Source organism: Pseudomonas sp. 14P5.3.2 (assembly GCF_057799175.1).
In genome coordinates this window covers 1-26,311 of record NZ_JBYOKU010000045.1, presented here as the reverse complement: position 1 = coordinate 26,311, position 26,311 = coordinate 1, and the positions used below count along the sequence as shown (strand labels likewise).

Here is a 26,311-nt window from a genome sequence, read left to right as displayed (position 1 = left end):
CCCACAAGGGCGGTATTCCAGAGTCAACCCTTCATGACTTGAGCCAGCAGTTCGTAGGAATGGAGGCGATCGGCATGCTCATACAGATCGCAGGTGAAAATCAGCTCATCAGCCTGCGTCTGCTCGACCAGCACCTCCAGCTTCGCGCGGATTTTCTGCGGGCTGCCGACCATCGCCAGACCAAGGAAATCGCCCACCGCTTCACGCTCATGGGGCAGCCACAGGCCATCCATGCTCTTCACCGGCGGGCGCTGCACCAGACTTTGCCCGCGCATCAACGCGAGAATGCGCTGGTACACCGAGGTCGCCAGGTAGTCGGCCTGCTCATCGGTATCGGCCGCCACCAGCGGCACACCGAGCATCACATAAGGCTTGTCGAGTACCGCCGACGGCTTGAAGTGGTTGCGATAGACGCGAATCGCCTCGTGCATGAAACGCGGGGCGAAGTGCGAGGCGAAGGCGTAGGGCAAACCGCGCTCACCGGCCAGTTGCGCGCTGAACAGGCTGGAACCGAGCAACCAGATCGGCACGTTGGTGCCGGTGCCGGGCATGGCGATCACCCGTTGATCCGGAGTGCGCGGGCCGAGGAAGCGCGCCAGTTCGGCGACGTCTTCCGGGAAATCATCGGCACTGCCGGAGCGTTCGCGGCGCAGGGCGCGGGCAGTCATCTGGTCGGAGCCCGGCGCGCGGCCCAGACCCAGATCGATGCGTCCCGGATACAGGCTTTCGAGGGTGCCGAACTGCTCGGCGATCACCAGCGGCGCGTGGTTGGGCAGCATCACCCCGCCGGAGCCGACACGAATAGTCGAGGTGCCGCCGGCCAGATAACCCAGCAGCACCGAGGTGGCGGAGCTGGCGATGCCGTCCATGTTGTGGTGTTCGGCGACCCAGAAGCGCGTATAGCCGAATTTCTCGACATGCTGCGCCAGATCCAGCGAATTGCGCAGCGATTGCGCCGGGCTGCCGTTCTCGCGCACGGGCACCAGATCGAGGGTGGAAAACTTTACATCGGACAGTTGCTTCATAAACCTGCGTCTCCGAGTGGTCTGCAGGTTTTTTCTTGCGAACGAAAACCTGCCGAATTCATAAGCGTGTTCTGTGCAATGAGGGCATATACCCGAGTTTCAATAGCTGAGGGAAAAATCCTACTAAAAAAGTCAACGATTCACTCGGGCTGAACTTTGTCCCGGCGTCTATCCTCAGAAGCCTTGCAAGCAAAAACCACGACGGCGCGGCGTTCCGCGCCAGATCTTGAGGAGGCAGACATGGCTATCGTGAAGAAAGCATCCGCGCATTGGGCAGGCGATCTGAAAACCGGCATCGGCTCGATCTCTACCGAGACTGGCGTGCTCAGAGAAGCGCCGTACGGCTTCAAGGCCCGCTTCGAAGGCGGCAAGGGCACCAACCCGGAAGAACTGATCGGCGCGGCGCATGCCGGCTGTTTTTCCATGGCGTTCTCGATGATTCTCGGTGATGCGGGCCTGAAGGCCGAGAGCATCGACACCCAGGCTGAAGTCACCTTGGATCAGGTCGAAGGTGGCTTTGCCATCACCGCGATCAAGTTGATCCTCAAGGCGAAAATCCCGGGCGCTACTCAGGCGCAGTTTGAAGAGCTGAGCAACAAGGCCAAGGAAGGGTGCCCGGTGTCCAAGGTGTTGAATGCGAAGATTACCCTTGAGGCATCGCTGGTCAGCTGAGTCAGCGCTGACTGACCTATTCGCGAGCAAGCCCGCTCCCACCTTTGAAATGCATTCCAATGTGGGAGAGGGCTCGCTCGCGAAGGCGATCGGAATAGCAACACAGTCTCTGAAGATGTGAGCGAAGTCAGAACCCGCGCTGCAAAAATATGGTCGAATAAGTGACAGCAGGTTCAGCGCACGCCCGTGCGCGCTGCCCCAGGGAGCTTCAAAATGAAACGTATTGGCTTGGCGATCCTCTGCAGTGCACTGGCCACCTCGGTTCTCGCCGCACCCAAAGACTGCGAAGAACTCAAGAAAGAAATCGAAATCAAGATCCAGGCGAATGCCGTGCCCTCCTACACACTGGAAATCGTCAGCAAGGAAGAGGCCGACAAACACGACGCGGCGATGGTCGTTGGCAAATGCGATTACGGCAGAAAAGCAGTCATCTATCAGAAAAACAGCAACTGACTCATCTCAGCTGAGGCAGTCCATGTCGTGATCCTCGGCAACGATCTCACGCTTGGCGTTGTACAACCGTGCGCTTGGTGTGAAGCCGAGTGAACGGCCCTCCAGCATGTAACGCTGCCCGGCCTCGAAATGGTCGTAGCGGATGTACAGATAGCACAGTCGCTCGACAGGACCGGTCATCAGACTGCCGCCGCCACCAAACACTTCGAAGTCGTAACGCACCCGCAGCTCATGGCTGCCGGGGGTGACCTGGAAGAAACGCCCGTCGCTCAGGCGTTGATTGTCCAGGCGCTCGGCCATGAGCAATTTGCCGCCCGGGGACGGCGTCGAGAAATCGACCCAGGCCATTTGTGGGTCGACCGGTGGCAATGGGGTCTGGCAGCCGGCGATGACGCCAAACCCGAGCAACAGCATCAACTTGCGCATGATGGATGTCTCAGGATTCAGACCTTAAGCATAGCTCCGATCAAGTGCGCTGACAGCCTGCCGGTGTGCCCTGGCCGACCACATTGTGTTGCTCGTCATAGAGCCTGGCCCATGGCCGGAAACCGATGCTGCCAGCTTGCAGCTGATAACGCTGACCAGCGTTGAAGTCCTTGAATTTCACATTCAACTGGCAGTCGCGCCACAGCGGTTCGGCATCGGGACCGATGTTGGTGGCTTCGACCGGGAATTGATAGCGCACCTGCAATTGGTGGCTGCCGGGCTCAACCTCAAAATAACGTTTGTCGACGGTCACCTTGTCATCGACTTTCAGCGCTTGCAGCGCGGTGTCCTGTTGCCGGGCATCGAGATCGATCCAGGCTTGCGAGGGGTCAGGATCGGGCATTCCGAATCCGGCACAACCGGCCAGCGTCAGCAGGCCTCCTGTCAGCATCAACATGCGCATAGCGAAGCTCCAAATGGCGGGATAGTCTTGCGGGCAGACTTTCCAAAGGATTTTTATTTTGAGCAGGCCGCTTCCAAGCCATGGGTTACTTGATCGCGTTTTTCGGATTTTGTTTCCGGGTGTGATGCTTTTGTTGCTCAACGGTTGTTCCAGCGTCAGCTATTACAGCCAGTTGGCTGGCGGCCAGTTGCAGTTGCTGCGGGCGCGTGAGCCGGTGGCGAAGGTGATTGCCGACCCGAGCCGCGACGCAACATTGCGCGCGCACCTGATCCAGTCGCAAAAGGCCCGAGTCTTCGCCAGTGAGCACTTGCACCTGCCGGACAACCAGAGCTATCGGCTGTACGCCGACATCGGCCGGCCCTATGTGGTGTGGAACGTGTTCGCCACTCCGGAGTTTTCCCTGACGCCCCAGAGCCATTGCTTCCCGATTGCCGGGTGCGTGGCCTACCGCGGCTATTACAGTCAGAGCGCGGCCCGTGGCGAGGCGGCGATCCAGCGCCTGCAGGGCATGGACGTGTCGATTGGCGGCGTCGAGGCCTACTCGACGCTCGGCTGGTTCAATGACCCGATTCTCAATTCGATGATGGGCTGGGGCGACGAACGCGTGGCCACGCTGATCTTTCACGAACTGGCGCATCAGCGCTTCTACGTGAAAGACGACACCGAGTTCAACGAGTCTTACGCCACCTTCGTCGAACAGGAAGGCACCCGCCAGTGGCGCGCGTTTCGCGGCTTGCCGCCGGAGAACAGCTCGTTGATCACCCAGCGCGACCAGTTCACCGTACTGGTGCTCGAGACCCGTTCACGTCTGGAGAAGCTCTATACGCAGCCGCTGCCAGCCGAACAGATGCGCGCGCGCAAAGCGGCGGAGTTCGAGCGGTTTCGCCAGAATTACCGGGTGATGCGCGACAGCCAGTGGGGCGGCGACAAGCGTTATGACACTTGGGTCAATGCGCCGTTGAATAATGCGCGGTTGTTGCCGTTCGGGCTGTATGACCAGTGGGTGCCGGCGTTTGCGGCGTTGTTCAGGCAGGTCGGGGGGGATTGGCTGCGGTTTTATGCTGAGGTCGAGAGGCTGGGTGAGCTGCCGGTGGCTGAGCGTAAGGCGGCACTTAGAGCGCTGGCCGAATCCTGATTGCGCATTGGCTGAACCGGCCCCTTCGCGAGCAAGCCCGCTCCCACAGTTGAAATGCATTCACTCTGTGGGAGCGGGCTTGCTCGCGAAGACTGACTGATCAGCGCCGCAAAAACGCCTGGTGCAACTCCGCCAGTGTTTCAAAGTGATAAGCCGGTGCCTCGGCACTCAACTCTTCAAAACTGCCAAACCCATACCCCACCGCCGCCGCATCCACGCCGTTGCTGCGCGCACCGATCAGGTCATGCTTGCGGTCACCGATCATCAGCGTATTGGCCGGATCCAGCCCTTCTTCGGCGATCAGGTGCGCAATCAGCTCGACCTTGTTGGTTCGCGTGCCATCCAGCTCACTGCCGTAGATCACCTTGAAGTGTTTAGCGAAGTCGAAGTGCCGGGCGATTTCCCGGGCGAACTCCCAAGGTTTGGAGGTCGCGATATACAGCTGTCGCCCTTGCCCGCTCAGGGTTTCCAGCAGCGGCGTGACACCCTCGAACACACGGTTTTCATACAGGCCGGTGACCTTGAAGCGCTCGCGGTAAAAATTCACCGCTTGCCAGGCCTTGGCCTCGTCGAAGCCATAGAACTGCATGAACGCCTGCAACAGCGGCGGGCCGATGAAGTGTTCGAGCCTGGTCAGGTCCGGCTCGTCAATGCCGAGTTTGCTTAAGGCAAACTGGATGGAACGGGTGATGCCTTCACGCGGGTCGGTCAGGGTGCCATCGAGGTCGAACAGTACGGTCTGGTAATGCATGAGAAATCCTGAGCAGGTGTAAGTCGTTTCAGAGCTGGTCGTAGCCTTCGGCCAGATGCAGGTCCTTGAGCTTCACGTAGTTCGCCGCGCTGTAGGTGAAGAAGGCTTGCTCCTTGTCGGTCAGCGGGCGGATCTGCTTCACCGGGCTGCCCACGTAGAGGAAGCCACTTTCCAAGCGCTTGCCCGGCGGCACCAGGCTGCCGGCGCCGATGATCACGTCATCTTCGACCACCGCGCCATCCATGACGATGCTGCCCATGCCAATCAACACGCGACTGCCGACGCTGCAGCCATGCAGCATGACCTTGTGGGCGATGGTCACGTCATCGCCGATCAGCAGCGGGAAACCATCCGGGTTGAACGGGCCGGCGTGGGTGATGTGCAGCACGCAACCGTCCTGCACACTGGTGCGCGCACCGATGCGGATGCGGTGCATGTCGCCACGGATCACGGTCAGCGGCCACACGGAGCTGTCTTCGCCGATTTCGACGTCGCCGATCACCACCGCCGAGGCGTCGACAAACGCGCCTTTGCCGAGTTGCGGGGTGTGATTCTGGTACTTGCGAACGGGCACGATAAGTTCTCTCTCTGTCGCCGATAGCTGCGGTGAGTGTCGATTGTAATTAAGATGGGCGCATGTTTCTTCCAGCCAAGGTGCCAACCGTGAGCGTGAACAACCCTCTTCTGCAGTCCTACGACCTGCCGCCGTTCTCCACGATCCGTGCCGAACACGTGCTGCCAGCCATCGAAACGATCCTGGCCGACAACCGCGCCGCCATCGCCGAAATTCTCAAGACCCAAGGCCAGAACCCGACGTGGGCCGGTCTGGTATTGGCGATGGACGAACTCAACGATCGCCTCGGTGCTGCATGGAGCCCAGTCAGCCACCTCAACGCCGTGTGCAACAGCGCTGAACTGCGCGAAGCCTACGAGTCGTGCCTGCCGGCCCTGAGCGCCTACTCCACCGAGATGGGCCAGAACCGCGAACTGTTCCAGGCTTATGAAGCGTTGGCCAACAGCCCGGAAGCCGCCGGTTTCGATGTGGCGCAAAAAACCATTCTGGAACACGCCCTGCGCGATTTCCGTCTGTCGGGTATCGACCTGCCGGAAGCCGAACAGAAGCGTTACGCCGAAGTGCAAAGCAAACTGTCCGAGCTGGGCAGCCGCTTCTCCAACCAGTTGCTCGACGCCACGCAAGCCTGGACCAAGCACGTCACCGACGAAGCCGCCCTCGCCGGCCTGACCGATTCGGCCAAGGCGCAAATGGCCGCCGCCGCACAGGCCAAAGGCCTCGACGGCTGGCTGATCACCCTGGAATTCCCGAGCTACTACGCGGTGATGACCTACGCCCAGGACCGCGCGCTGCGTGAAGAAGTCTACGCCGCCTACTGCACCCGTGCGTCGGATCAAGGCCCGAACGCCGGTCAGAACGACAACGGCCCGGTGATGGAAGAGATCCTCGACCTGCGTCAGGAGCTGGCCAAGCTGCTGGGCTTCGCCAGTTTCGCCGAGCTGAGCCTGGCGACCAAAATGGCCGAGTCCAGCGATCAGGTGTTGAGCTTCCTGCGCGACCTGGCCAAGCGCAGCAAGCCGTTCGCCGCGCAGGATCTGCAGCAGCTGCGCGCCTACGCCGCCGAACAGGGCTGCGCTGATCTGCAAAGCTGGGACAGCGGTTTCTACGGGGAAAAACTCCGCGAGCAACGCTACAGCGTCGCTCAGGAAACCCTACGCGCCTACTTCCCGATCGATAAAGTCCTCGGTGGTCTGTTCGCCATCGTCCAGCGCCTGTACGGCATCGAGATCGCCGAGCTGAAAGGCTTCGACACCTGGCACCCGGATGTACGCCTGTTCGAAATCAAGGAAAACGGCCAGCACGTCGGCCGCTTCTTTTTCGATCTGTATGCCCGCGCCAACAAGCGCGGCGGTGCGTGGATGGACGGCGCCCGCGACCGTCGCCGCACCGTCGACGGCGTGCTGCAAAGCCCGGTGGCCAACCTGGTGTGCAACTTCACCCCGGCCGACAGCGGCAAGCCTGCACTGCTGACCCATGATGAAGTGACCACCCTGTTCCATGAATTCGGCCATGGCCTGCATCACCTGCTGACCCGCGTTGATCACGCCGGTGTTTCCGGGATCAACGGCGTGGCGTGGGATGCGGTCGAGCTGCCAAGCCAGTTCATGGAAAACTGGTGCTGGGAGCCGGAAGGCCTGGCGCTGATCTCCGGTCACTACGAAACCGGCGAACCACTGCCGCAGGACCTGCTGCAGAAAATGCTCGCAGCGAAGAACTTCCAGTCCGGGCTGATGATGGTGCGTCAGCTGGAATTCTCGCTGTTCGACTTCGAACTGCACGCCACCCACGGTGACGGTCGCAGCGTGGCCCAGGTGCTGGAGGGCGTGCGCGATGAGGTGTCGGTGATGCGTCCACCGGCGTACAACCGCTTCCCCAACAGCTTCGCGCACATCTTCGCCGGCGGTTACGCGGCGGGTTACTACAGCTACAAGTGGGCGGAAGTGCTGTCAGCCGATGCCTTCTCCAAGTTCGAAGAAGACGGCGTGCTCAACGCCGAGACCGGGCGCGCCTTCCGCGAAGCGATTCTGGCGCGCGGCGGTTCGCAGGCACCGATGGTACTGTTCGTCGACTTCCGTGGCCGTGAGCCATCGATTGACGCACTCTTGCGCCATAGCGGCCTGAGTGAGGACGCAGCAGCATGAGTGAGGCACCTGTGATTACCAAGAAGCGCTTTATCGCCGGGGCTGTCTGCCCGGCGTGCAGCGAGCCGGACAAACTGATGATGTGGAACGAAGACAGCGTGCCGCACCGCGAGTGCGTGGCCTGCGGTTACTCGGATACGCTGAACGAGCAAGGGTTGTCGGTTCCCAAGGAGTTGGGCACGCGGGTCAATACCAGCGCGCTCAAGCCGGCGGCGGACAAGACCGTCCAGGCCGTGCAGTTTTTCCCGAATCCGAAACTGAAGAAAAAGTCCGAAGACTGAGCCGGCGATTGACCCTCCACGGTGCAATGCCGTGGAGGGTGCGGCTTACTTGAGGTTGACCGACTGAAACCAGCTCTTCATCGAGCAGGTGGCAAAGGCACTGGTGCTGCAATCGCCGTTGGCCAGCGCGGTGCGCAGTTTGTCTACATCAGCCTGCATCACGTAGCGCACGCTATCTTTGAAGTGACCGCTTTCGCCAAAACCACCTTCGGTCATTTCGCGCAACGCGTCTTCCTTGCTCCAGCCCTGCACTACAATCCGGTACATCGCCGCCATCAGGCCGGTGCGATCGGAGCCATGCTTGCAATGCATCAGCACCGGGCCGTTGGTTTCGGCAGCCTGAATCGCGCGCAGGGTCTTGAGCACATCGCTGTCATCAACGTGGTTGGTGCGATACGGCAACTGCACCTGATTGATACCCGGCTCGGACAACCAATTGCTGTCAGCTTCCGGCAGGAAATTGATCACCGTCACCACTTTCAGATTTTTCAACAACGGCACCACGCCGCCATCCGGCAAGGCACTGCGGTAGAGCGTGGGCGACATCTGGAACAGGTTGTATTGCACTTCCACCGGCTGCGCCCACTCCGGCGGGCGCGACGGCGCAGAGGCGTCAGCCTGGGCCGGCATCAAATGCAGCAGGGCAACAAGCGACAAACACAAAGCAGGAAAAAGGCGCACTCGAGACATGCTGGGCTGACCGTATCGGGATTCATCAATGAAAGGTCCCGTAGTTTCCAGGGATGAGGGTCAAAGCCCTGTGAGGCACTTGTCAAAGAATCGTGAATCCGCACGATTTCATTGAGCACTTCAGTAAAAAACTGTGGGTTTTTCCGCTGAATCGGTTCATCCCGATGTGTAGCCTGCTACCATTTGTCACACGATGTTGCAGGCGTCCCCCTTTTCCCGGTCAACCACCGGGCCACGCCGCGACGAAAAAATGCTCAAGCCGTTCGCAGAAACGGACAACCATCAATGCCTGATGAGGTGCACCCCCATGTCTGATGCAGATCGAGACAACCCCCGGCGTGAGTTCCTGCGCAAATCCCTGACCCTGATTCCCGTGGTCACCCTCGCCGGTACCGGTCTGGGCAGCAGCGTGTTGCAAGCTGCGCCTGAGGCTACCCCGGCGGCGCCAGCAGCCACACCGGCCAAGGCGGACGCCAGTGCTTATCAGCCGAGCTATTTCACCGCCGAGGAATGGGCCTTCATCAACGCCGCCGTGGCGCAATTGATCCCCAACGACGAGCAAGGCCCGGGCGCCCTGGAAGCCGGCGTGCCGGAATACATCGACCGCCAGATGAACACCCCTTACGCCGCCGGTGCCCTGTGGTACATGCAAGGCCCGTTCAACGCCGACGCCGCGCCGGAGATGGGCTGGCAGAGCAAACTGGTGCCAAAAGAGATCTATCGCCTGGGCATCGCCGCGACGGATCAGTGGGCAAAATCGCTCAACGGTAAAACATTTGCCGAGCAAGACAGCGCTACCCGAGACGATCTGCTCAAGCAACTTGAAGCCGGAAAACCGCAGTTCGATGCGGTTCCCGCGAAGATTTTCTTCAGCCTGCTGCTGCAAAACACCAAGGAAGGGTTCTTCTGCGACCCGATCCACGGTGGCAATAAAGGCATGGTCGGCTGGACCATGATCGGCTTCCCCGGCGCCCGCGCCGATTTCATGGATTGGGTGGAACGCAACGAGCAATACCCCTTCCCGGCAGTTTCGATTCGCGGCGAGAGGGCTTGAGCATGGCAACGGTAATGAAGAAGGTCGACGCAGTGATCGTCGGTTTCGGCTGGACTGGCGCGATCATGGCCAAGGAGCTGACCGAAGCCGGGCTCAACGTGCTGGCGCTGGAGCGCGGGCCAATGCAGGACACCTATCCCGACGGCAACTATCCGCAGGTGATCGACGAACTCACCTACAGCGTGCGCAAAAAACTCTTTCAGGACATCTCGAAAGAAACCGTCACCATCCGCCACAGCGTCAACGACATTGCCCTGCCGAACCGCCAGTTGGGTGCGTTCCTGCCGGGCAATGGTGTCGGCGGCGCCGGTCTGCACTGGTCGGGCGTGCACTTTCGCGTCGATCCAATCGAACTGCGCATGCGCAGCCATTACGAAGAACGCTACGGCAAGAGTTTCATCCCCAAGGACATGACCATCCAGGACTTCGGCGTCAGCTATGAAGAGCTGGAGCCGTTCTTCGATTTCGCCGAAAAAGTCTTCGGCACCTCCGGCCAGGCCTGGACCGTAAAAGGCCAACTGGTCGGTCAGGGCAAGGGCGGTAACCCGTACGCACCGGATCGCTCCAATCCGTTCCCGCTGGAAGCGCAGAAGAACACCGTTTCCGCACAACTGTTCGGCAAAGCGGCGACAGAAGTCGGTTACAAACCCTACAACCTGCCTTCGGCGAATACTTCAGGCCCTTACACCAATCCCTACGGCGCGCAGATGGGCCCGTGCAACTTCTGCGGATTCTGCAGCGGTTACGTTTGCTACATGTATTCCAAGGCTTCGCCGAACGTGAACATTCTGCCGGCGCTGCGTCCGCTGCCGAATTTCGAACTGCGGCCCAACGCCCATGTGCTGCGGGTCAATCTCGACAGCACCAAGTCCAAAGCCACCGGCGTGACTTACATCGACGGCCAGGGCCGCGAGATCGAGCAACCGGCGGATCTGGTGATCCTCGGCGCTTTCCAGCTGCACAACGTGCGCCTGATGCTGCTCTCGGGCATTGGCAAACCGTACGACCCGATCAGCGGCGAAGGCGTGGTCGGGCGTAACTTCGCCTACCAGAACATGGCGACCATCAAGGCGTTCTTCGACAAGGACACCCATACCAACAACTTTATCGGTGCCGGCGGCAACGGCGTGGCGCTGGACGATTTCAACGCCGACAACTTCGACCACGGCCCGCATGGCTTCGTCGGTGGCTCGCCAATGTGGGTCAACCAGGCGGGCAGCCGCCCGATTGCCGGCACCTCGAACCCGCCCGGCACTCCGGCCTGGGGCAGCCAGTGGAAACGCGCGACCGCCGATTACTACACCCACCAGGTGTCGATGGACGCCCACGGCGCGCATCAGTCTTACCGTGGCAACTACCTCGATCTGGATCCGGTGTACCGCGATGCCTACGGCTTGCCGCTGCTGCGCATGACCTTCGACTGGCAGGAAAACGACATCAAGATGAACCGCTTCATGGTCGAGAAAATGGGCAAGGTCGCCCAAGCCATGGGCCCGAAAGCCATTGCGGTGATCGGCAAGCAGGTCGGTGATCACTTCAACACCGCGGCCTACCAGACCACCCACCTCAACGGTGGCGCGATCATGGGCACCGATCCGAAGAAGAGTGCTCTGAACCGTTACTTGCAGAGCTGGGACGTGCACAACGTGTTCGTGCCGGGAGCTTCGGCATTCCCGCAGGGCCTGGGTTACAACCCGACCGGGCTGGTGGCGGCGTTGACCTACTGGTCGGCCAAGGCGATTCGCGAGCAATACCTGAAAAACCCCGGCCCGCTGGTTCAGGCTTAAGGAGCGATGACCATGAAAAATCTCGTTATTGCTACCCTGGCCCTGCTCGGCAGTGCTGCCGTGCACGCCGCCGACGTCGATCAAGCGTTGATCAAACAAGGCGAATACCTCGCCCGCGCGGGTGACTGCGTGGCCTGCCACACCGCCAAGGGCGGCAAACCGTTCGCCGGCGGCCTGCCGATGGAAACGCCGATCGGCACGATCTATTCGACCAACATCACCCCGGACAAAACCGGTGTCGGTGATTACAGCTTCGAGGACTTCGACAAAGCGGTGCGCCACGGCGTCGCCAAAAACGGCAGCACGTTGTACCCGGCAATGCCGTATCCGTCCTACGCCCGGGTCAGCGAGGGCGATATGAAAGCGCTGTACGCTTACTTCATGCACGGCGTCGAACCGGTGGCCCAAGAGAACAAGGCCAGCGACATTCCATGGCCGCTGAGCATGCGCTGGCCGCTGATGGGCTGGCGCTGGCTGTTCGCGCCGAAGGTCGAGGACTACAAGGCCACCTCGGATGATCCGGTGATCGACCGCGGCGCCTATCTGGTCGAAGGCCTCGGCCATTGCGGCGCCTGCCACACGCCACGGGCCCTGACCATGCAGGAAAAATCCCTGAGCGCCACCGACGGCAAGAACTTCCTCGCCGGCAGTGCGCCGCTGGAAGGCTGGATCGCCAAGAGTTTGCGCGGTGATCACAAGGATGGCCTGGGCAGCTGGAGCGAAGCGCAACTGGTGCAATTCCTCAAAACCGGGCGCAGCGACCGCAGTGCAGTGTTCGGCGGCATGAGCGATGTGGTCACCCACAGCATGCAGTACATGACCGATGCCGACCTGATCGCAATTGCTCGTTACCTCAAGTCGCTGCCGGCAGTTGATCCAAACGATCAGCCGCACCAGTACGACGAGAAAGCGGCCAAAGCCCTGTGGAACGGCGACGACAGCCAGCGCGGCGCGGCGGTGTACATCGACAACTGCGCGGCCTGCCACCGTACCGACGGCCATGGCTACACCCGAGTGTTCCCGGCGCTGGCGGGCAATCCGGTGCTGCAATCGGAAGACCCGACCTCACTGATCCACATCGTGCTCAAGGGCGGCACCCTGCCGGCCACACACACCGCGCCATCGACCTTCACCATGCCGGCGTACGCCTGGCGGTTGTCGGATCAGGAAGTGGCGGATGTGGTGAGTTTCATTCGTGGCAGCTGGGGCAACAAAGGGGCACCGGTCAAGGCCAGTGATGTGACCGCGCTGCGCAAGGATGATATGCAGACCACGTCCGGTGATGACCTCGGTCAGGTGACGCAACACAACAACTGAGCAATCGCCCGACGGCACTAGTCAGATGTGCTACGCCCCGATACTGTGTGCATATACAGTATCGGGGCGTTTTCATGTCTACTCCATTGCCACCTCGCGGTCGCGGCACCGCGACCAACCCGCACAACCGCTTTGCGCCGAATCGCTCGGTGGTCGAGGACGACGGCTGGTACCAGGAAGTGCCCGAGACGCAGAACACCGAGGTGATGATCGAGACCGCGAAAACCATCATCACCCGCAACACCTCGCCTGACCTGCCGTTCGACCGCTCGATCAATCCCTACCGCGGCTGCGAGCACGGTTGCATCTATTGCTATGCGCGACCGAGCCACGCCTATTGGGACATGTCGCCGGGGCTGGATTTCGAAACTCGGCTGATCGCCAAGACCAACGCCGCCCAGGTGCTGGAGGAGCAGCTTGGGAAAAAAGGCTATCAATGCGCGCCGATCAATCTGGGTTCCAACACCGATCCGTATCAGCCCATCGAACGCGAGCACAAGATCACCCGGCAGACCCTCGAAGTGCTGCTGCGCTACCGGCATCCGGTGACCATTGTCACCAAGGGTTCGCTGATCCTGCGCGACCTCGACCTGCTCACCGAACTGGCGCAGCAACGACTGGTGGCGGTGATGATCAGCCTGACCACGCTGGACGACGAACTCAAACGCATCCTCGAACCCCGTGCCGCCGCGCCCAAAGCCCGGTTACGAGCGATCCGGGTGATGCGCGAAGCAGGCATTCCCGTGGGGGTGCTGTGTTCGCCAATGATTCCGATGATCAACGACAGCGAAATCGAAAGCCTGCTGGCCGAAGCCCACGCCGCTGGCGCGCAAAGCGCCGCCTACATGATGTTGCGCCTGCCGCTGGAGGTGGCGCCGTTGTTCGAGGAATGGCTGCAGGCGCACTATCCGCAGCGCGCGGCCCATGTGCTGAGCCTGATCCGCCAGAGCCGTGGCGGCGAGCTCTACGACAGCCGTTTCGGCGCGAGGATGCGCGGCGAGGGGCCGTTTGCCGACCTGCTTGCGCAGCGTTTTGCCAAAGCCATTAAACGTCTCGGTTTGAACCACCGTGAAGGCTACAACCTCGATTGCACTGCCTTCTGTCCGCCGGGTCGCCAGATGTCATTGATTTAGTGACAATTAGCCTACGGTTGATGGGTTGGAATCCTTCCGTCGAAACACGCCAGTCACGTTTTTTGTGATCTGGAACACACGTTCTAGAGCGCTTGATTCAGTTTGAGTTAAGTTTCGGCGGCTACCTTGTTCATCGAGTGACTGACGGGTCGGGATGGCCCGGATGTTTTAAACAGCCACTGGCTTCATACCGGAATACACGGGAACGACTCCCCGAATCCGCCAAAGAGGATGAATCATGAGTGACAAGGATAAACAGCCGTTGGCTGCGTCGGCGCAAGCCGTCCCTGGGGCGGCATCCGCCGATGCAGCGCTGCGAACGATCGTTGACGGCTTTTTGCATTTTCATCATGAGGTCTTCCCGCAGCAGGAAGAACTCTTCAAGAAACTCGCCACGGCGCAATCGCCACGGGCAATGTTCATCACCTGTGCCGACTCGCGCATCGTGCCCGAGCTGATCACCCAGAGCTCCCCCGGGGATCTGTTCGTGACCCGTAACGTCGGCAACGTCGTGCCGCCTTACGGCCAGATGAACGGCGGCGTTTCCACCGCCATCGAATACGCGGTGCTGGCACTGGGCGTGCAGCACATCATCATCTGCGGCCATTCCGATTGCGGCGCCATGCGTGCGGTACTCAACCCGGACAGCCTGGAAAAAATGCCGACGGTCAAAGCCTGGTTGCGCCACGCCGAAGTGGCAAAAACCATGGTGCACGAAAACTGTAATTGCGCCGACGAAAAAGAAAGCATGCCGATCCTCACCGAGGAGAACGTCATCGCCCAACTGCAGCACTTGCGTACCCATCCTTCGGTAGCCTCACGCATGGCGAACGGTCAACTGTTCATCCATGGCTGGGTCTACAACATCGAAACCAGCGAAATCAAAGCTTACGACGCGGATCAGGGACGCTTCCTGCCGCTCGACGGCAGCCATCCGATTCCGGTGGCGACGCCCAAAGCGCGCTTCTAAATCTTCCTAAAAATCTGTGTGGTTTGACGCCGGCCGCTGTTTCAGCGGCCCGGCCTCGCCATGCCTGAAGAAAACTTCGGGAGAGTCACCATGCGTGCTGCTCAATTGAAAGCGGTTCTGCCACGGGAGCTGCTGGCTTCGGTGGTGGTGTTTCTGGTCGCGCTGCCGCTGTGCATGGGCATTGCGATTGCGTCAGGGTTGCCGCCAGCCAAAGGCCTGATCACCGGGATCATCGGTGGCCTGGTGGTCGGTTGGCTGGCGGGTTCGCCGTTGCAGGTCAGCGGGCCGGCAGCGGGTCTGGCAGTGCTGGTATTCGAGCTGGTGCGCCAGCACGGCATCGAGATGCTCGGGCCGATTCTGTTGCTCGCCGGGTTCCTGCAACTGGTGGCCGGGCGCCTGAAGCTCGGTTGCTGGTTTCGGGTCACGGCACCAGCGGTGGTCTACGGCATGCTCGCGGGGATCGGCGTGTTGATCGTGCTCTCACAAGTGCACGTGATGCTCGATGCCAAGCCACAACCCTCCGGCCTGGATAACCTCACGGCCTTCCCCGGCGCGGTGGCGCAGGCCTTGCCGTCGTTCGGCTGGCAGGCCGGGTTGCTCGGGCTGGCGACCATTGCGGTGATGTGGCTGTGGGAGAAGTTTCGCCCGCATTCGCTGCGCTTCATTCCCGGCGCGCTGCTCGGTGTCGGTCTGGCCACGGGTGCCAGCCTGCTGCTGGCGCTGCAGGTCAAACGCGTCGAGGTGCCGGAGAATCTGGCCGAAGCCATCGACTGGCTGAAACCGGCGGACCTGCTCAGCCTTGCCGACCCGACGCTGCTAATCGCTGCGTTTGCCGTGGCGTTTATCGCCAGCGCCGAAACGCTGTTGTCCGCCGCCGCGGTGGATCGCATGCACAACGGCGTGCGCTCGGATTTCGACCGTGAACTGTCAGCGCAAGGTGTCGGCAACATGCTCTGCGGTCTGGTCGGTGCGCTGCCGATGACCGGGGTGATCGTGCGCAGTTCGGCCAACGTGCAGGCCGGCGCGACCACCCGTTACTCGACGATCTTCCATGGTCTGTGGCTGCTGGCGTTCGTGCTGTTGTTGTCGAGCGTGCTGCAGAGCATTCCGGTGGCGAGTCTGGCGGGGGTGCTGGTGTACACCGGTTTCAAACTGGTGGACTTGAAAGCGTTTCGCGGCCTGGGCCGTTACGGGCGGATGCCGATGTTCACCTACGCCGCCACGGCGCTGGCGATCATCTTCACCGACCTGCTGACCGGTGTGTTGATCGGTTTCGGTTTGACCATGTTGAAACTGGCCTTCAAGGCTTCACGCCTGAAAATCAGCCTGATCGACCTGCCGCAGGACGGCGAGATGGAGTTGCGTCTGGTGGGCGCAGCGACATTCCTCAAGGTGCCGGCACTGACCCAAGTGCTGGGCAGCATTCCAGCGGGCACAACGGTGCATGTGCCGCTCAATAACCTGAGCTACATCGACCATTCGTGTCTGGAGTTACTGGAAGAGTGGGGCCGGGCGAATGCGGCGAAGGGGTCGAAGCTGTTGATCGAGTCGCGCGGGTTGAAGCGACGGCTTGAAGGTAGGGTTCGGACTAATACCGGGATCGGTGCGGCTGGTTAAATCCCCCGCTTGCAAAGAACCCCTGTGGGAGGGGGCTTGCTCCCGAAGGCGATGGATCAGTCGATATTGATATTGACTGACCCACCGCCTTCGGGAGCAAGCCCCCTCCCACAATTGGGATTTGTACCGGGCTTTGAATCAGGCAGCTGGCTGATCCAGCTCCAGGCCCACACCCAGGCGACGGCCCATGCACGGCCAGCGCTTCCACGCGGCACCGGTATCCGGGCTGATCAGTTTGTCGCGGTAGGCATCTACCGATTCCAGCGCAAAACTATCGTCGTCGAGCATCTTGTCGATGGCGTGATGCACCACTTCGTCCAGTTGATTGGCAAATTCCTCACCGAGCAATTGGTGAGCAATCAGATTGGCGACCGTCATGTCCAAGGGGATCAGTGGCTGGCCGAGGTGCTTGATGTACAGGTCGTTGACCTCTTCGACAAAGCGGTGCGCCAGATAGGCTTCGTCCAACAGGCTGTCCAGGCCGACCGGCGGCTGAAGGAAGTACTGCTCGGCGATTTTCAGCACCGGTTTGATCTGCGACTCGATTCCCGCTTCCCTGGCAACTTCATTGGCTGCGTCCAGCATGTCTGGTACTTCGTCGATATAGGCGGTGACAAAGCTCGTCAACGCTTCTTCGCGGTTAGCGTCCGGCAACTGGATGGCCGAATGCAGATGAGGCAACTTGGCTTCCAGCTGACGCTTGAGGCGTCCGGTTTCATTTTCGGTTTGTCGGGCTTTTTGGATCTGCTCGCGCAATGCGGCGGTGTTCATGAAAACTCCAGGAAACAAGGCAATGAAATAGGGAAGACATAACTTAGCTGGCTTACGAAAAATGCTAAGACGCATTTGTCATAATTATTTCATCCTTGATACACCTGCGTTATATCGGTTTGCCACCACTCGTCTGCATCCTTCTCCATTCGTGCCCTTGAGCGCAAGTCCCGGCTGTTTCAGATCATTTACGCGATCGCGTTGCAATTCTCCGCCGCTGTCTATACTCGCCATTGAATGGAGTTAGCTGATGACGCCCGACTGCACCCGCAGCAAGGCCCGGCGATTCAAGTTCGTAGTCTGATGCAGCCGCTCCCTTGCCGCGGGCCGAAGCCGGCGGGATAACAAGAACGATAAGGGGAACCCGCAATGATGCGACATCCACACGTCTGGATGGGCCTCCTGTTGTGGTCGATTTTCAGCCCGGCTCAAGCGGCCTGGACTGTGAATATGGCGCCTGGAGCGACTGAAATCAGTCACGCAGTATTCGACCTGCACATGACCATTTTCTGGATCTGTGTGGTGATCGGGATCATCGTCTTCGGCGCCATGTTCTGGTCGATGATCGTGCATCGCCGCTCTACCGGGCAGGTCGCCGCAAAATTCCACGAAAGTACCACCGTCGAGATTCTCTGGACCGTCGTGCCGTTCCTGATCCTGGTGGCGATGGCCGTGCCGGCGACCGCCACCCTGATCCGCATGTACGACACCAGTGAACCGGATATCGATATCCAGATCACCGGTTACCAGTGGAAGTGGCACTACAAATACCTCGGTCAGGATGTCGAGTTCTTCAGCAACCTGGCCACCCCCGCCGAACAGATCCACAACAAGGAAGCCAAGGGCGAGCACTACCTGCTCGAAGTCGACAAGCCGCTGGTGCTGCCGGTCGGCGCCAAGGTGCGCTTCCTCGTGACTTCCGCCGACGTCATCCACTCGTGGTGGGTGCCGGCCTTCGCGGTCAAGCGCGATGCGATCCCCGGGTTCGTCAATGAAGCCTGGACCCGCATCGACAAGCCCGGCATCTACCGCGGGCAGTGCGCCGAATTGTGCGGCAAGGATCACGGCTTCATGCCGATCGTGGTCGACGTCAAAGAGAAGCCCGATTACGACAAATGGCTGGCCGACCGCAAAGCCGAAGCCGCGCAGCTCAAAGAACTGACCAGCAAGGAATGGACCCTCGACGAACTCAAAGAGCGCGGCGACAAGATCTATCACACCACCTGCGTAGCCTGTCACCAGGCCGAGGGCCAGGGTCTGCCGCCGATGTTCCCGGCGCTCAAGGGCTCGCCGATTGCCACCGGGCCGAAAGCCGACCACCTGCACCGCGTGTACTTTGGCAAGCCCGGCACCGCCATGGCGGCGTTCGGCAAGCAGTTGTCGGAAGTCGATATCGCAGCGGTCGTGACCTACGAACGTAACGCCTGGGGCAACAACAAGGGCGACATGGTCACGCCAAAAGAAGTGCTGGAGCTCAAACAGGCGGAAAGCAAATGAGCCGGTCTATCGCGTACTTCGTGAACCGGCCGGGGCAACGCGCCCTGGCCAGCCCCGTCCACTCACGTAAAGGAGACCGGCCATGAGCGCTGTAATCGATGACCACGGTCATGCCGACCACGCCCACGGCCCCGCCAAAGGCCTGATGCGCTGGGTGCTGACCACCAACCACAAGGACATCGGCACGCTGTACCTGTGGTTTGCGTTCTGCATGTTCCTGCTCGGCGGCTCGTTCGCCATGGTGATCCGCGCCGAGCTGTTCCAGCCCGGGCTGCAGATCGTCGAGCCGGCATTCTTCAATCAGATGACCACCATGCACGGCCTGGTGATGGTGTTCGGGGCGGTGATGCCGGCGTTCGTCGGCCTCGCCAACTGGATGATTCCGTTGATGATCGGCGCGCCGGACATGGCCCTGCCACGGATGAACAACTTCAGCTTCTGGCTGCTGCCGGCGGCGTTCCTGCTGCTGGTCTCGACCCTGTTCACCGCCGGTGGCGGGCCGAACTTCGGCTGGACGTTCTACGCCCCGCTGTCCACCACCTACGCGCCGGAAAGCGTCACCTACTTCATCTTCGCCATCCACTTGATGGGGATCAGTTCGATCATGGGCGCGATCAACGTGATCGCCACCATCCTCAACCTGCGCGCCCCCGGCATGACCCTGATGAAAATGCCGCTGTTCGTCTGGACCTGGCTGATCACCGCGTTCCTGCTGATCGCGGTGATGCCGGTGCTGGCCGGTTGCGTGACGATGATGCTGATGGACATCCACTTCGGCACCAGTTTCTTCAGTGCCGCCGGTGGCGGTGACCCGGTGCTGTTCCAGCACGTGTTCTGGTTCTTCGGCCATCCCGAGGTGTACATCATGATCCTGCCGGCCTTCGGCGCCGTCAGCCAGATCATCCCGACCTTTTCGCGCAAGCCGCTGTTCGGCTACACCTCGATGGTCTACGCCACGGCGAGCATCGCGTTCCTGTCGTTCATCGTCTGGGCGCACCACATGTTCGTGGTCGGCATCCCGCTGGTGGGCGAGTTGTTCTTCATGTACGCGACCATGCTCATCGCCGTGCCGACCGGGGTGAAAGTGTTCAACTGGGCCAGCACCATGTGGCAAGGCTCGCTGACCTTCGAAACGCCGATGCTGTTCGCCGTGGCGTTCGTGATCCTGTTCTCGATCGGCGGTTTCTCCGGGCTGATGCTGGCCATTGCTCCGGCGGACTTCCAGTACCAGGACACCTACTTCGTGGTCGCGCACTTCCACTACGTGCTGGTGCCGGGTGCGATCTTCGGGATCTTTGCCTCAGCCTATTACTGGCTGCCGAAGTGGACCGGGCACATGTACGACGAAACCCTCGGCAAGCTGCACTTCTGGCTGTCGTTCGTCGGCATGAACCTGACTTTCTTCCCGATGCACTTCGTCGGGCTGGCGGGGATGCCGCGACGGATTCCGGACTACAACCTGCAGTTCGCCGACTTCAACATGGTCTCGTCGATCGGCGCATTCATGTTCGGAACCACGCAGATCTTCTTCCTGTTCATCGTGATCAAGACCATCCGTGGCGGCGAACCGGCACCGGCCAAACCGTGGGATGGCGCCGAAGGCCTGGAGTGGAGCGTGCCGTCACCGGCGCCGTATCACACCTTTACTACGCCGCCGGAAGTGAAATGAAACGCCTTGCCTTTGTGGGAGGGGGCTTGCTCCCGAATGCGTCAGATCATTCCACTCATGTGTTGAATGATGAACTGCATTCGCGAGCAAGCCCGCTCCCACAGGGGATCTCGGCTGAGGCTGAAAATCATGGCTGACTCGATCTCGCTGAAAAAACTGGTCACCCGCCTGCTCGGCGTGGTGGTGGCAATGTTTGTCTTCGGTTTTGCCCTGGTACCGATCTACGACGTGATGTGCAAGGCCTTCGGCATCAACGGCAAGACCGCCGGGCAGTACGAGGGTGAGCAGGTGGTGGATAACTCGCGGCAGGTGCGCGTGCAGTTTCTGTCGATGAACAACGCCGACATGCCGTGGGAGTTCTACCCCAAGGGTGAGGAACTGGTGACCCATCCCGGCGGCGTAAACGAGATGATCTTCGTCGCCCGCAACCCCACCGACAAACCGATGAGCGCCCAGGCCGTGCCGAGTATCGCACCCAGCGAAGCGGCGGCGTATTTCCACAAGACCGAATGCTTTTGCTTTACCCAGCAGGTGCTGCAGCCCGGTCAGCAGATCGAGATGCCGATGCGTTTCATCATTGACCGCGACATGCCCAAGGACGTGAAGCACCTGACGCTGTCCTACACGCTGTTCGATATCACCGCCCGTCATCCACCGGTGGCTGCAAACACTGGCGGTTAAGCGTGCCCGATAAGGAGAACAATAAATGGCAACTCATGAGCACTATTACGTTCCGGCACAGAGCAAATGGCCGATCGTCGCCACCATCGGCATGGTTACCACCGTGTACGGCCTGGCGACCTGGTTCAACGATCTGAAGGCAGCGCGCCCGGAATCCCACGGCCCATACATCTTTTTCGTCGGCGGGCTGCTGCTGGCGTACATGCTGTTCGGCTGGTTCGGGGCGGTGATCAAGGAAAGTCGCGCCGGGCTGTACAGCCCGCAGCTCGACCGCTCGTTCCGCTGGGGCATGAGTTGGTTCATCTTCTCCGAGGTGATGTTCTTCGTCGCCTTCTTCGGCGCACTGTTCTATGTGCGGCACATTTCCGGCCCGGCGCTGGGTGGCGAAGGCCCGAAAGGCATCGCGCACATGCTCTGGCCGAACTTCCAGTTCACCTGGCCGCTGCTGCACACCCCGGACCCGAAACTGTTCCCGCCGCCCAAGGAAGTCATCAGCCCGTGGGGCCTGCCGCTGATCAACACGATTCTGCTGGTCAGCTCCAGCGTGACCATCACCATTGCCCACCACGCCTTGAAAAAAGGCCATCGCGGTGCGCTGAAAATCTGGCTGGCGATCACCGTGCTGCTGGGCTGCGGCTTCCTCGCATTGCAGGCCGAGGAGTACATGCACGCCTATCACGAACTGGGTTTGACGCTGGGTTCGGGCATTTACGGCGCGACGTTCTTCATGCTCACCGGTTTCCACGGCGCCCACGTGACCATTGGCACGATCATTCTGTTCGTGATGCTGATGCGCATCATGAAGGGCCATTTCGATGCCGAGCATCAGTTCGGCTTCGAGGCGGCGAGCTGGTACTGGCACTTCGTCGATGTGGTGTGGATCGGCTTGTTCGTCTTCGTTTACGTACTCTGAGCGCTGCTCACCAAGGCGCGTGCGACACCAGTTGGCCGCTGTAGAAGCCCCAGGCGATCAGGCCGACGGTGGCCGCGGCCAATGCCACCCGAACACTCAAGGCGATCACCAGGCGATTGGAACTGCTGTCGTCCTTGACCAGGAAAAACAGGCCGCTGAACAGGCTGATCACCGTGGCAATCAGCAGCAGGACGATGGCTGCTTTGAGCATGGGAAGACTCCGGGGGACAGGCGATGCAGTTGAGTATAGCGATCGCGACGACTGACTTTGTGGCGCGGCCATGAAGCGCTTCCGGCCGGGCGTGATACCGACCGTGGTGGTGGCGTTGCTGTTGCCGCTGCTGGTGTCGCTGGGTTTCTGGCAACTGGGCCGGGGGGCGGAGAAAACCGCCCTGCTCGCCACTTACGCCGAGCGCCGCGCGGCTGATCCGATGGCCAGCAGCGAATTGCTGCACAGCGCCGACCCGGCCTTTCGCCGCGTGCATCTGTACGGCCAGTTCGATGGCGCCCACAGCCTGCTGCTCGACAACCGCCAGCGCAACGGCAAGGTCGGTATCGAGCTGCTGCAACCGTTTCAGGATCGGGCCACCGGCCAGTGGCTGCTGGTCAATCGCGGCTGGCTGCCATGGCCGGATCGCCGGGTGACGCCGCAATTCGCTACCCCCACCGACGCGGTCAACCTGGATGCCTGGGTCTACGTCGCCCCCGGCGCGACCTTCCAGTTGCACGCCGACCCGGTCAGCAGCAACTGGCCGCAAACGATCACCGCCGTCGAGCCGGCCAAGCTGTGGAAAACCCTCGAACGCGACGGCTTCGCCTACGAACTTCGTGCCGAACCCGGCCCCGCCAGCTATGAGGCCGACTGGCCGGTCGTCGCCATGGGCCCGGAAAAACACCTTGGATACGCCGTGCAGTGGTTCGCCATGGCCACCGCTCTGCTCGGCCTCTACCTCTACCTTGGATTGCACAACGCAAAGGAGAAACACCATGGGAACGGCCATGAATCCACCCAGCATGTCTGAGGCGAAAACCCCGGCCACCCGCCGCCGCGGGCGGATTCAGCTGCTGCTGATTCTGCTCGGCGTGGTCGGCCCGATGGTGCTGGCGACCGGCATGTACAAACTGCAGTTCTGGGTACCGGAAGGTCGCAGCTACCACGGCGAACTGATCGGCAACGGCCAGACCCGCGCCGACCTCGGCGTACAAGCCGATGAACAGCGCTGGCAGATGCTGGTGACCGCGCCGAAGGATTGCGCGGTGGACTGCCAGCAACTGGTGTACCTCGCCCGGCAGATCCAGATCGGCCTCGGTCGCGACGCCGGTCGCGCCAGCCACGCCCTCGCCGCCGCGCAACCGTTGAGCGCCGACTACGAGGCCAAGCTGACCCGCGAATATCCGCAGCTGCAACGCTATCCACTGGATAGCGCTGCGTTCAGCAAGGCCACCGGCGACAAGGCCACGCCGCAACTGTGGATCATCGACCCCCACGGCAACCTGGTGCTGCGCTACGACCCGAGCGTGAAGGGCAAGGATCTGCTCAACGACCTGCGCCACCTGCTGAAACTGTCGAACATCGGATAAGGGCATCGTCATGGCCAAACCTGGATTTCGCCTCGCGTTGTTTGCCACCCTGCTGGCACTGATCGTCGTGCTGCTCGGCGCCTACACCCGCCTGACCCACGCAGGCTTGGGCTGTCCGGACTGGCCGGGCTGTTACGGTTTTATCAGCGTGCCGAAAAGCGAAGCCCAACTGGCCCATGCCGAACTGCATTACCCCGACTCGCCGGTGGTGGCGCACAAGGGCTGGAACGAGATGATCCACCGCTACTTCGCCGGCACTCTCGGCCTGCTGATTGCGATTCTGGCCGGGCGCGCCTGGGTCAATCGTCGGCATCCGGGGCAGCCGCTGAAGCTGCCACTGTTTCTGCTGGCCGTGGTGTTCGCCCAAGCGGCGTTCGGCATGTGGACGGTGACGCTCAAGCTCTGGCCGCAAGTGGTCACCGGGCATCTGCTCGGCGGTTTTGCGACATTGAGTCTGCTGTTCCTGCTGACCTTGCGCCTGTCCGGCGTGCTGCCGGCGCTTACCGTGCCCAAACGCTTGCAGTGCTGGGCGACGGCGGGGCTGCTGCTGGTGATCGGCCAGATTGCCCTCGGCGGCTGGGTCAGCTCCAACTACGCGGCGGTGGCCTGCATCGACTTCCCGACCTGCCACGGTCAATGGCTGCCACCGGCGGACTTTGCCAACGGCTTTCACCTGACCCAACACATCGGCCCCAATTATCTCGGCGGCCAACTCGACAGCGATGCGCGTACGGCGATTCACCTGACCCACCGCATCGGCGCCCTGCTGGTGACGCTGGTGCTGCTGGGGCTGGCCTGGCAACTCAGGGCCGTCGGCATGACCCGACTCGCCGGGCTGGTGCTGGTCGCCCTCGGCGCACAGATCACCCTCGGTATCAGCAACGTATTGTTCCATCTGCCGCTGCCGGTGGCCGTGGCCCACAACGCCGGTGGCACAGCGCTGCTGCTGACCATGGTGCTGGTGAATTATCACGCGCGCACCAGTCTGGTTCGGGTCAAACAGCCGGTGCTCGCCCGCTGGCGCCTCAGCCCGCGTAAACACGTGGCGGCGCCCATCACCATTAAAGGAGAAACGCCATGGCGCTTCTGATCAGCGCACGTCCCGCCCAGGCGCTGTGGCGTGACTATCTGGAGCTGACCAAGCCGAAAGTGGTGGTGCTGATGCTGATCACCTCGCTGGTCGGCATGTTCCTCGCGACCCGCGCCGGGGTGCCGTGGACGGTGCTGGTGTTCGGCAATCTGGGGATTGCGTTGTGTGCTGGCGGGGCGGCGGCGGTCAACCATGTGGTGGACCGGCGCATCGATGCAGTGATGGCGCGCACGCACAAACGGCCATTGGCCGAGGGCCGGGTTTCACCCGGAGCGGCGCTGACCTTTGCGCTGGTGCTGGCGCTGCTCGGGCAGGCGATGCTGCTGACGTTCACCAATGCGCTGACCGCGTGGCTGACCCTCGCTTCGTTACTCGGCTACGCGGTGATCTATACCGGCTTCCTCAAACGTGCGACGCCACAGAACATCGTCATCGGCGGTCTTGCCGGCGCCGCTCCTCCGCTGCTCGGCTGGACCGCCGCCACCGGCCATGTCAGCGCCGAACCGTTGCTGCTGGTGCTGATCATCTTCGCCTGGACCCCGCCGCACTTCTGGGCGCTGGCGATTCATCGTAAAGAGGAATACGCCAAGGCCGACATCCCGATGCTGCCGGTGACCCACGGCGAGCACTACACCAAGGTGCATATTCTGCTGTACACCTTCGCGCTGCTCGCGGTGAGCCTGCTGCCGTACGTGATCCACATGAGCGGCGTGCTCTACCTGATCTGCGCCCTCGCGCTGGGCGCAAGGTTTCTGCAATGGGCCGTGGTGCTGTACCGTGGCACTCGGCCGCACGCGGCGATCAACACCTTCAAGTACTCTATTTATTACTTGTTCCTGTTGTTCATCGCCCTGCTCGTAGACCACTACTTACTGTTGAACCTATGACTCGAACCCAGAAAACCGTCTTCATCCTCGTCGCCGTGATCGCGCTGATCCTGGGACTTACCGTCAACAAAGTGCTGAGTGGCAAGGGCCAGGGCGACCCCACCGCGCTGATCGACGCCGGCATCATCCTGCTACCGCAGAGCCGCACCCTGCCGGGCGTGACCATGACCAATCAGGACGGTCAGCCGGTCGCCATCGACGAGTTGAAAGGCAAGTGGAGCCTGCTGTTTTTCGGCTACACCTTTTGCCCGGACATCTGCCCGACCACCCTCGCCCAACTGCGCCAGATCAAGAGCGAGTTGCCCAAGGATGCTGTGGATAAACTGCAGATCGTGCTGGTCAGCGTCGACCCGAACCGCGACACCCCGCAGCAGTTGAAGCAGTACCTGGGTTACTTCGATCCACAGTTCGTGGGCCTGACGCCGAAGTCGATCGAAGAACTGCAGAAAGTCGCGAATGCGGTGAGTATTCCGTTCATTCCGGCGGACACCAGCAAGCCGAATTACACCGTCGATCACAGCGGCAACCTGGCGGTGATCGGCCCGGACGGCACGCAGCGCGGCTTTATTCGGGCGCCGCTGAACAACGCCAAACTGGTGGCGCAACTGCCGGTGATGCTCAACCGCAAGTAAGACCAACAGAGATCCCCTGTGGGAGCGGGGGGGGGGGGGGGGGGGGGGGGGGGGGGGGAGGGGGGGGGGGGGGGGGGGGGGGGGGGGGGGGGGGGAGGAGG

Annotated in this window: 28 protein-coding genes; 20 read left to right on the top strand and 8 right to left on the bottom strand. The window is 61.3% G+C overall.

All coding sequences use genetic code 11. The features are described from left to right. Window positions 1-23: 23 nt before the first annotated feature. Window positions 24-1,025 (bottom strand): LLM class flavin-dependent oxidoreductase, encoded by a 1,002-nt coding sequence (locus tag AC27VU_RS25850; protein ID WP_103483943.1) that lies wholly within the window; start codon window positions 1,023-1,025, stop codon window positions 24-26. 240 nt (window positions 1,026-1,265) lie between these two features. Between AC27VU_RS25850 and AC27VU_RS25845 the strand changes: the two genes are divergently transcribed. Both AC27VU_RS25845 and AC27VU_RS25840 read left to right on the top strand, forming a co-directional pair. Continuing rightward, on the top strand, window positions 1,266-1,697 hold the full coding sequence (locus AC27VU_RS25845) for an OsmC family protein (protein WP_007962818.1): 432 nt from the start codon (window positions 1,266-1,268) through the stop codon (window positions 1,695-1,697). 213 nt (window positions 1,698-1,910) lie between these two features. Beyond that, window positions 1,911-2,150: a DUF1161 domain-containing protein gene (locus AC27VU_RS25840; RefSeq protein WP_103483944.1), complete on the top strand. Its 240-nt coding sequence runs from the start codon at window positions 1,911-1,913 to the stop codon at window positions 2,148-2,150. Between the two features lie 6 nt (window positions 2,151-2,156). Here the strand turns inward: AC27VU_RS25840 and AC27VU_RS25835 are convergent, their stop codons facing one another. Together AC27VU_RS25835 and AC27VU_RS25830 are read right to left on the bottom strand one after the other, a co-directional pair. Further along, complete coding sequence (locus tag AC27VU_RS25835) at window positions 2,157-2,576, bottom strand: PA0061/PA0062 family lipoprotein (protein ID WP_488725201.1); 420 nt, start codon at window positions 2,574-2,576, stop codon at window positions 2,157-2,159. 40 nt (window positions 2,577-2,616) lie between these two features. Next, complete coding sequence (locus AC27VU_RS25830; protein WP_473018534.1) at window positions 2,617-3,039, bottom strand: PA0061/PA0062 family lipoprotein; 423 nt, start codon at window positions 3,037-3,039, stop codon at window positions 2,617-2,619. A gap of 58 nt (window positions 3,040-3,097) precedes the next feature. On the opposite strand from AC27VU_RS25830, the gene AC27VU_RS25825 reads away from it, so the two are divergent. Beyond that, entirely contained in the window at window positions 3,098-4,174 is a 1,077-nt protein-coding gene (locus AC27VU_RS25825; protein ID WP_488725200.1) for an aminopeptidase, read from the top strand. Window positions 4,175-4,274: 100 nt separating this feature from the next. On the opposite strand, the gene AC27VU_RS25820 is transcribed toward AC27VU_RS25825, so the two are convergent. Continuing rightward, window positions 4,275-4,925, bottom strand: coding sequence for an HAD family hydrolase (locus AC27VU_RS25820; protein WP_226500679.1), 651 nt, complete (start codon window positions 4,923-4,925; stop codon window positions 4,275-4,277). 28 nt (window positions 4,926-4,953) lie between these two features. Continuing rightward, window positions 4,954-5,499, bottom strand: coding sequence for a gamma carbonic anhydrase family protein (locus AC27VU_RS25815; RefSeq protein WP_003220373.1), 546 nt, complete (start codon window positions 5,497-5,499; stop codon window positions 4,954-4,956). 62 nt (window positions 5,500-5,561) lie between these two features. Between AC27VU_RS25815 and prlC the strand changes: the two genes are divergently transcribed. Both prlC and AC27VU_RS25805 read left to right on the top strand, forming a co-directional pair. After that, entirely contained in the window at window positions 5,562-7,640 is a 2,079-nt protein-coding gene (gene prlC / locus AC27VU_RS25810) for an oligopeptidase A (RefSeq protein WP_488725199.1), read from the top strand. Beyond that, window positions 7,637-7,921, top strand: a complete 285-nt coding sequence (locus AC27VU_RS25805) for a YheV family putative zinc ribbon protein (protein ID WP_003220371.1) — start codon at window positions 7,637-7,639, stop codon at window positions 7,919-7,921. Before prlC ends, AC27VU_RS25805 begins: the two co-directional genes overlap by 4 nt. A gap of 45 nt (window positions 7,922-7,966) precedes the next feature. On the opposite strand, the gene AC27VU_RS25800 is transcribed toward AC27VU_RS25805, so the two are convergent. Next, on the bottom strand, window positions 7,967-8,611 hold the full coding sequence (locus AC27VU_RS25800; RefSeq protein ID WP_045122239.1) for a dual specificity protein phosphatase family protein: 645 nt from the start codon (window positions 8,609-8,611) through the stop codon (window positions 7,967-7,969). 307 nt (window positions 8,612-8,918) lie between these two features. Here AC27VU_RS25800 and AC27VU_RS25795 point away from each other — a divergent pair, with 307 nt between their 5' ends. The 6 genes from AC27VU_RS25795 (at window position 8,919) to AC27VU_RS25770 (ending at window position 16,489) form a co-directional block, all read left to right on the top strand. Beyond that, a complete protein-coding gene (locus AC27VU_RS25795) occupies window positions 8,919-9,665 on the top strand; it encodes a gluconate 2-dehydrogenase subunit 3 family protein (RefSeq protein ID WP_103519929.1) in 747 nt (248 codons plus the stop codon). A gap of 2 nt (window positions 9,666-9,667) precedes the next feature. Next, window positions 9,668-11,452 (top strand): GMC family oxidoreductase, encoded by a 1,785-nt coding sequence (locus AC27VU_RS25790; RefSeq protein ID WP_103483950.1) that lies wholly within the window; start codon window positions 9,668-9,670, stop codon window positions 11,450-11,452. Between the two features lie 12 nt (window positions 11,453-11,464). Next, the gene (locus tag AC27VU_RS25785; RefSeq protein WP_488725198.1) at window positions 11,465-12,769 is read left to right on the top strand and encodes a c-type cytochrome; all 1,305 of its coding nucleotides are present in this window, start codon (window positions 11,465-11,467) and stop codon (window positions 12,767-12,769) included. Between the two features lie 74 nt (window positions 12,770-12,843). After that, window positions 12,844-13,902, top strand: a complete 1,059-nt coding sequence (locus AC27VU_RS25780) for a PA0069 family radical SAM protein (protein ID WP_226500683.1) — start codon at window positions 12,844-12,846, stop codon at window positions 13,900-13,902. Window positions 13,903-14,140: 238 nt separating this feature from the next. Further along, the gene (locus AC27VU_RS25775; RefSeq protein ID WP_103519934.1) at window positions 14,141-14,872 is read left to right on the top strand and encodes a carbonic anhydrase; all 732 of its coding nucleotides are present in this window, start codon (window positions 14,141-14,143) and stop codon (window positions 14,870-14,872) included. Window positions 14,873-14,962: 90 nt separating this feature from the next. Then, window positions 14,963-16,489, top strand: coding sequence for a SulP family inorganic anion transporter (locus AC27VU_RS25770; protein WP_003220357.1), 1,527 nt, complete (start codon window positions 14,963-14,965; stop codon window positions 16,487-16,489). A gap of 138 nt (window positions 16,490-16,627) precedes the next feature. Here AC27VU_RS25770 and AC27VU_RS25765 read toward each other — a convergent pair whose 3' ends face one another. After that, entirely contained in the window at window positions 16,628-17,260 is a 633-nt protein-coding gene (locus AC27VU_RS25765) for a hypothetical protein (protein ID WP_262143509.1), read from the bottom strand. Between the two features lie 369 nt (window positions 17,261-17,629). On the opposite strand from AC27VU_RS25765, the gene coxB reads away from it, so the two are divergent. From coxB to AC27VU_RS25745, 4 genes are all read left to right on the top strand, one after another. After that, complete coding sequence (gene coxB / locus AC27VU_RS25760; protein WP_488725197.1) at window positions 17,630-18,757, top strand: cytochrome c oxidase subunit II; 1,128 nt, start codon at window positions 17,630-17,632, stop codon at window positions 18,755-18,757. Between the two features lie 82 nt (window positions 18,758-18,839). Next, window positions 18,840-20,426: a cytochrome c oxidase subunit I gene (ctaD, locus tag AC27VU_RS25755; RefSeq protein WP_488725196.1), complete on the top strand. Its 1,587-nt coding sequence runs from the start codon at window positions 18,840-18,842 to the stop codon at window positions 20,424-20,426. A gap of 129 nt (window positions 20,427-20,555) precedes the next feature. Beyond that, the gene (locus tag AC27VU_RS25750; RefSeq protein ID WP_003220348.1) at window positions 20,556-21,107 is read left to right on the top strand and encodes a cytochrome c oxidase assembly protein; all 552 of its coding nucleotides are present in this window, start codon (window positions 20,556-20,558) and stop codon (window positions 21,105-21,107) included. A gap of 25 nt (window positions 21,108-21,132) precedes the next feature. Then, the gene (locus AC27VU_RS25745; RefSeq protein WP_103483956.1) at window positions 21,133-22,020 is read left to right on the top strand and encodes a cytochrome c oxidase subunit 3; all 888 of its coding nucleotides are present in this window, start codon (window positions 21,133-21,135) and stop codon (window positions 22,018-22,020) included. Between the two features lie 7 nt (window positions 22,021-22,027). Here AC27VU_RS25745 and AC27VU_RS25740 read toward each other — a convergent pair whose 3' ends face one another. Next, entirely contained in the window at window positions 22,028-22,231 is a 204-nt protein-coding gene (locus tag AC27VU_RS25740) for a twin transmembrane helix small protein (RefSeq protein WP_003220344.1), read from the bottom strand. Between the two features lie 70 nt (window positions 22,232-22,301). Between AC27VU_RS25740 and AC27VU_RS25735 the strand changes: the two genes are divergently transcribed. From AC27VU_RS25735 to AC27VU_RS25715, 5 genes are read left to right on the top strand one after another with little or no spacing between them, the layout of a single operon-like run. Then, window positions 22,302-23,042 carry an SURF1 family protein gene (locus AC27VU_RS25735; protein ID WP_488725195.1) on the top strand — a complete coding sequence of 247 codons (741 nt, stop codon included), beginning with the start codon at window positions 22,302-22,304 and terminating at the stop codon, window positions 23,040-23,042. Further along, window positions 23,008-23,601 (top strand): hypothetical protein, encoded by a 594-nt coding sequence (locus AC27VU_RS25730; RefSeq protein WP_103484038.1) that lies wholly within the window; start codon window positions 23,008-23,010, stop codon window positions 23,599-23,601. Before AC27VU_RS25735 ends, AC27VU_RS25730 begins: the two co-directional genes overlap by 35 nt. Before the next feature lie 10 nt (window positions 23,602-23,611). After that, window positions 23,612-24,691, top strand: coding sequence for a COX15/CtaA family protein (locus tag AC27VU_RS25725; protein ID WP_488725194.1), 1,080 nt, complete (start codon window positions 23,612-23,614; stop codon window positions 24,689-24,691). Further along, window positions 24,679-25,578, top strand: a complete 900-nt coding sequence (gene cyoE / locus AC27VU_RS25720; protein WP_488725193.1) for a heme o synthase — start codon at window positions 24,679-24,681, stop codon at window positions 25,576-25,578. The genes AC27VU_RS25725 and cyoE overlap by 13 nt, the downstream gene beginning before the upstream one ends. Beyond that, window positions 25,575-26,210 carry an SCO family protein gene (locus tag AC27VU_RS25715; protein ID WP_226500689.1) on the top strand — a complete coding sequence of 212 codons (636 nt, stop codon included), beginning with the start codon at window positions 25,575-25,577 and terminating at the stop codon, window positions 26,208-26,210. The genes cyoE and AC27VU_RS25715 overlap by 4 nt, the downstream gene beginning before the upstream one ends. The last annotated feature ends 101 nt before the right edge of the window (window positions 26,211-26,311 follow it).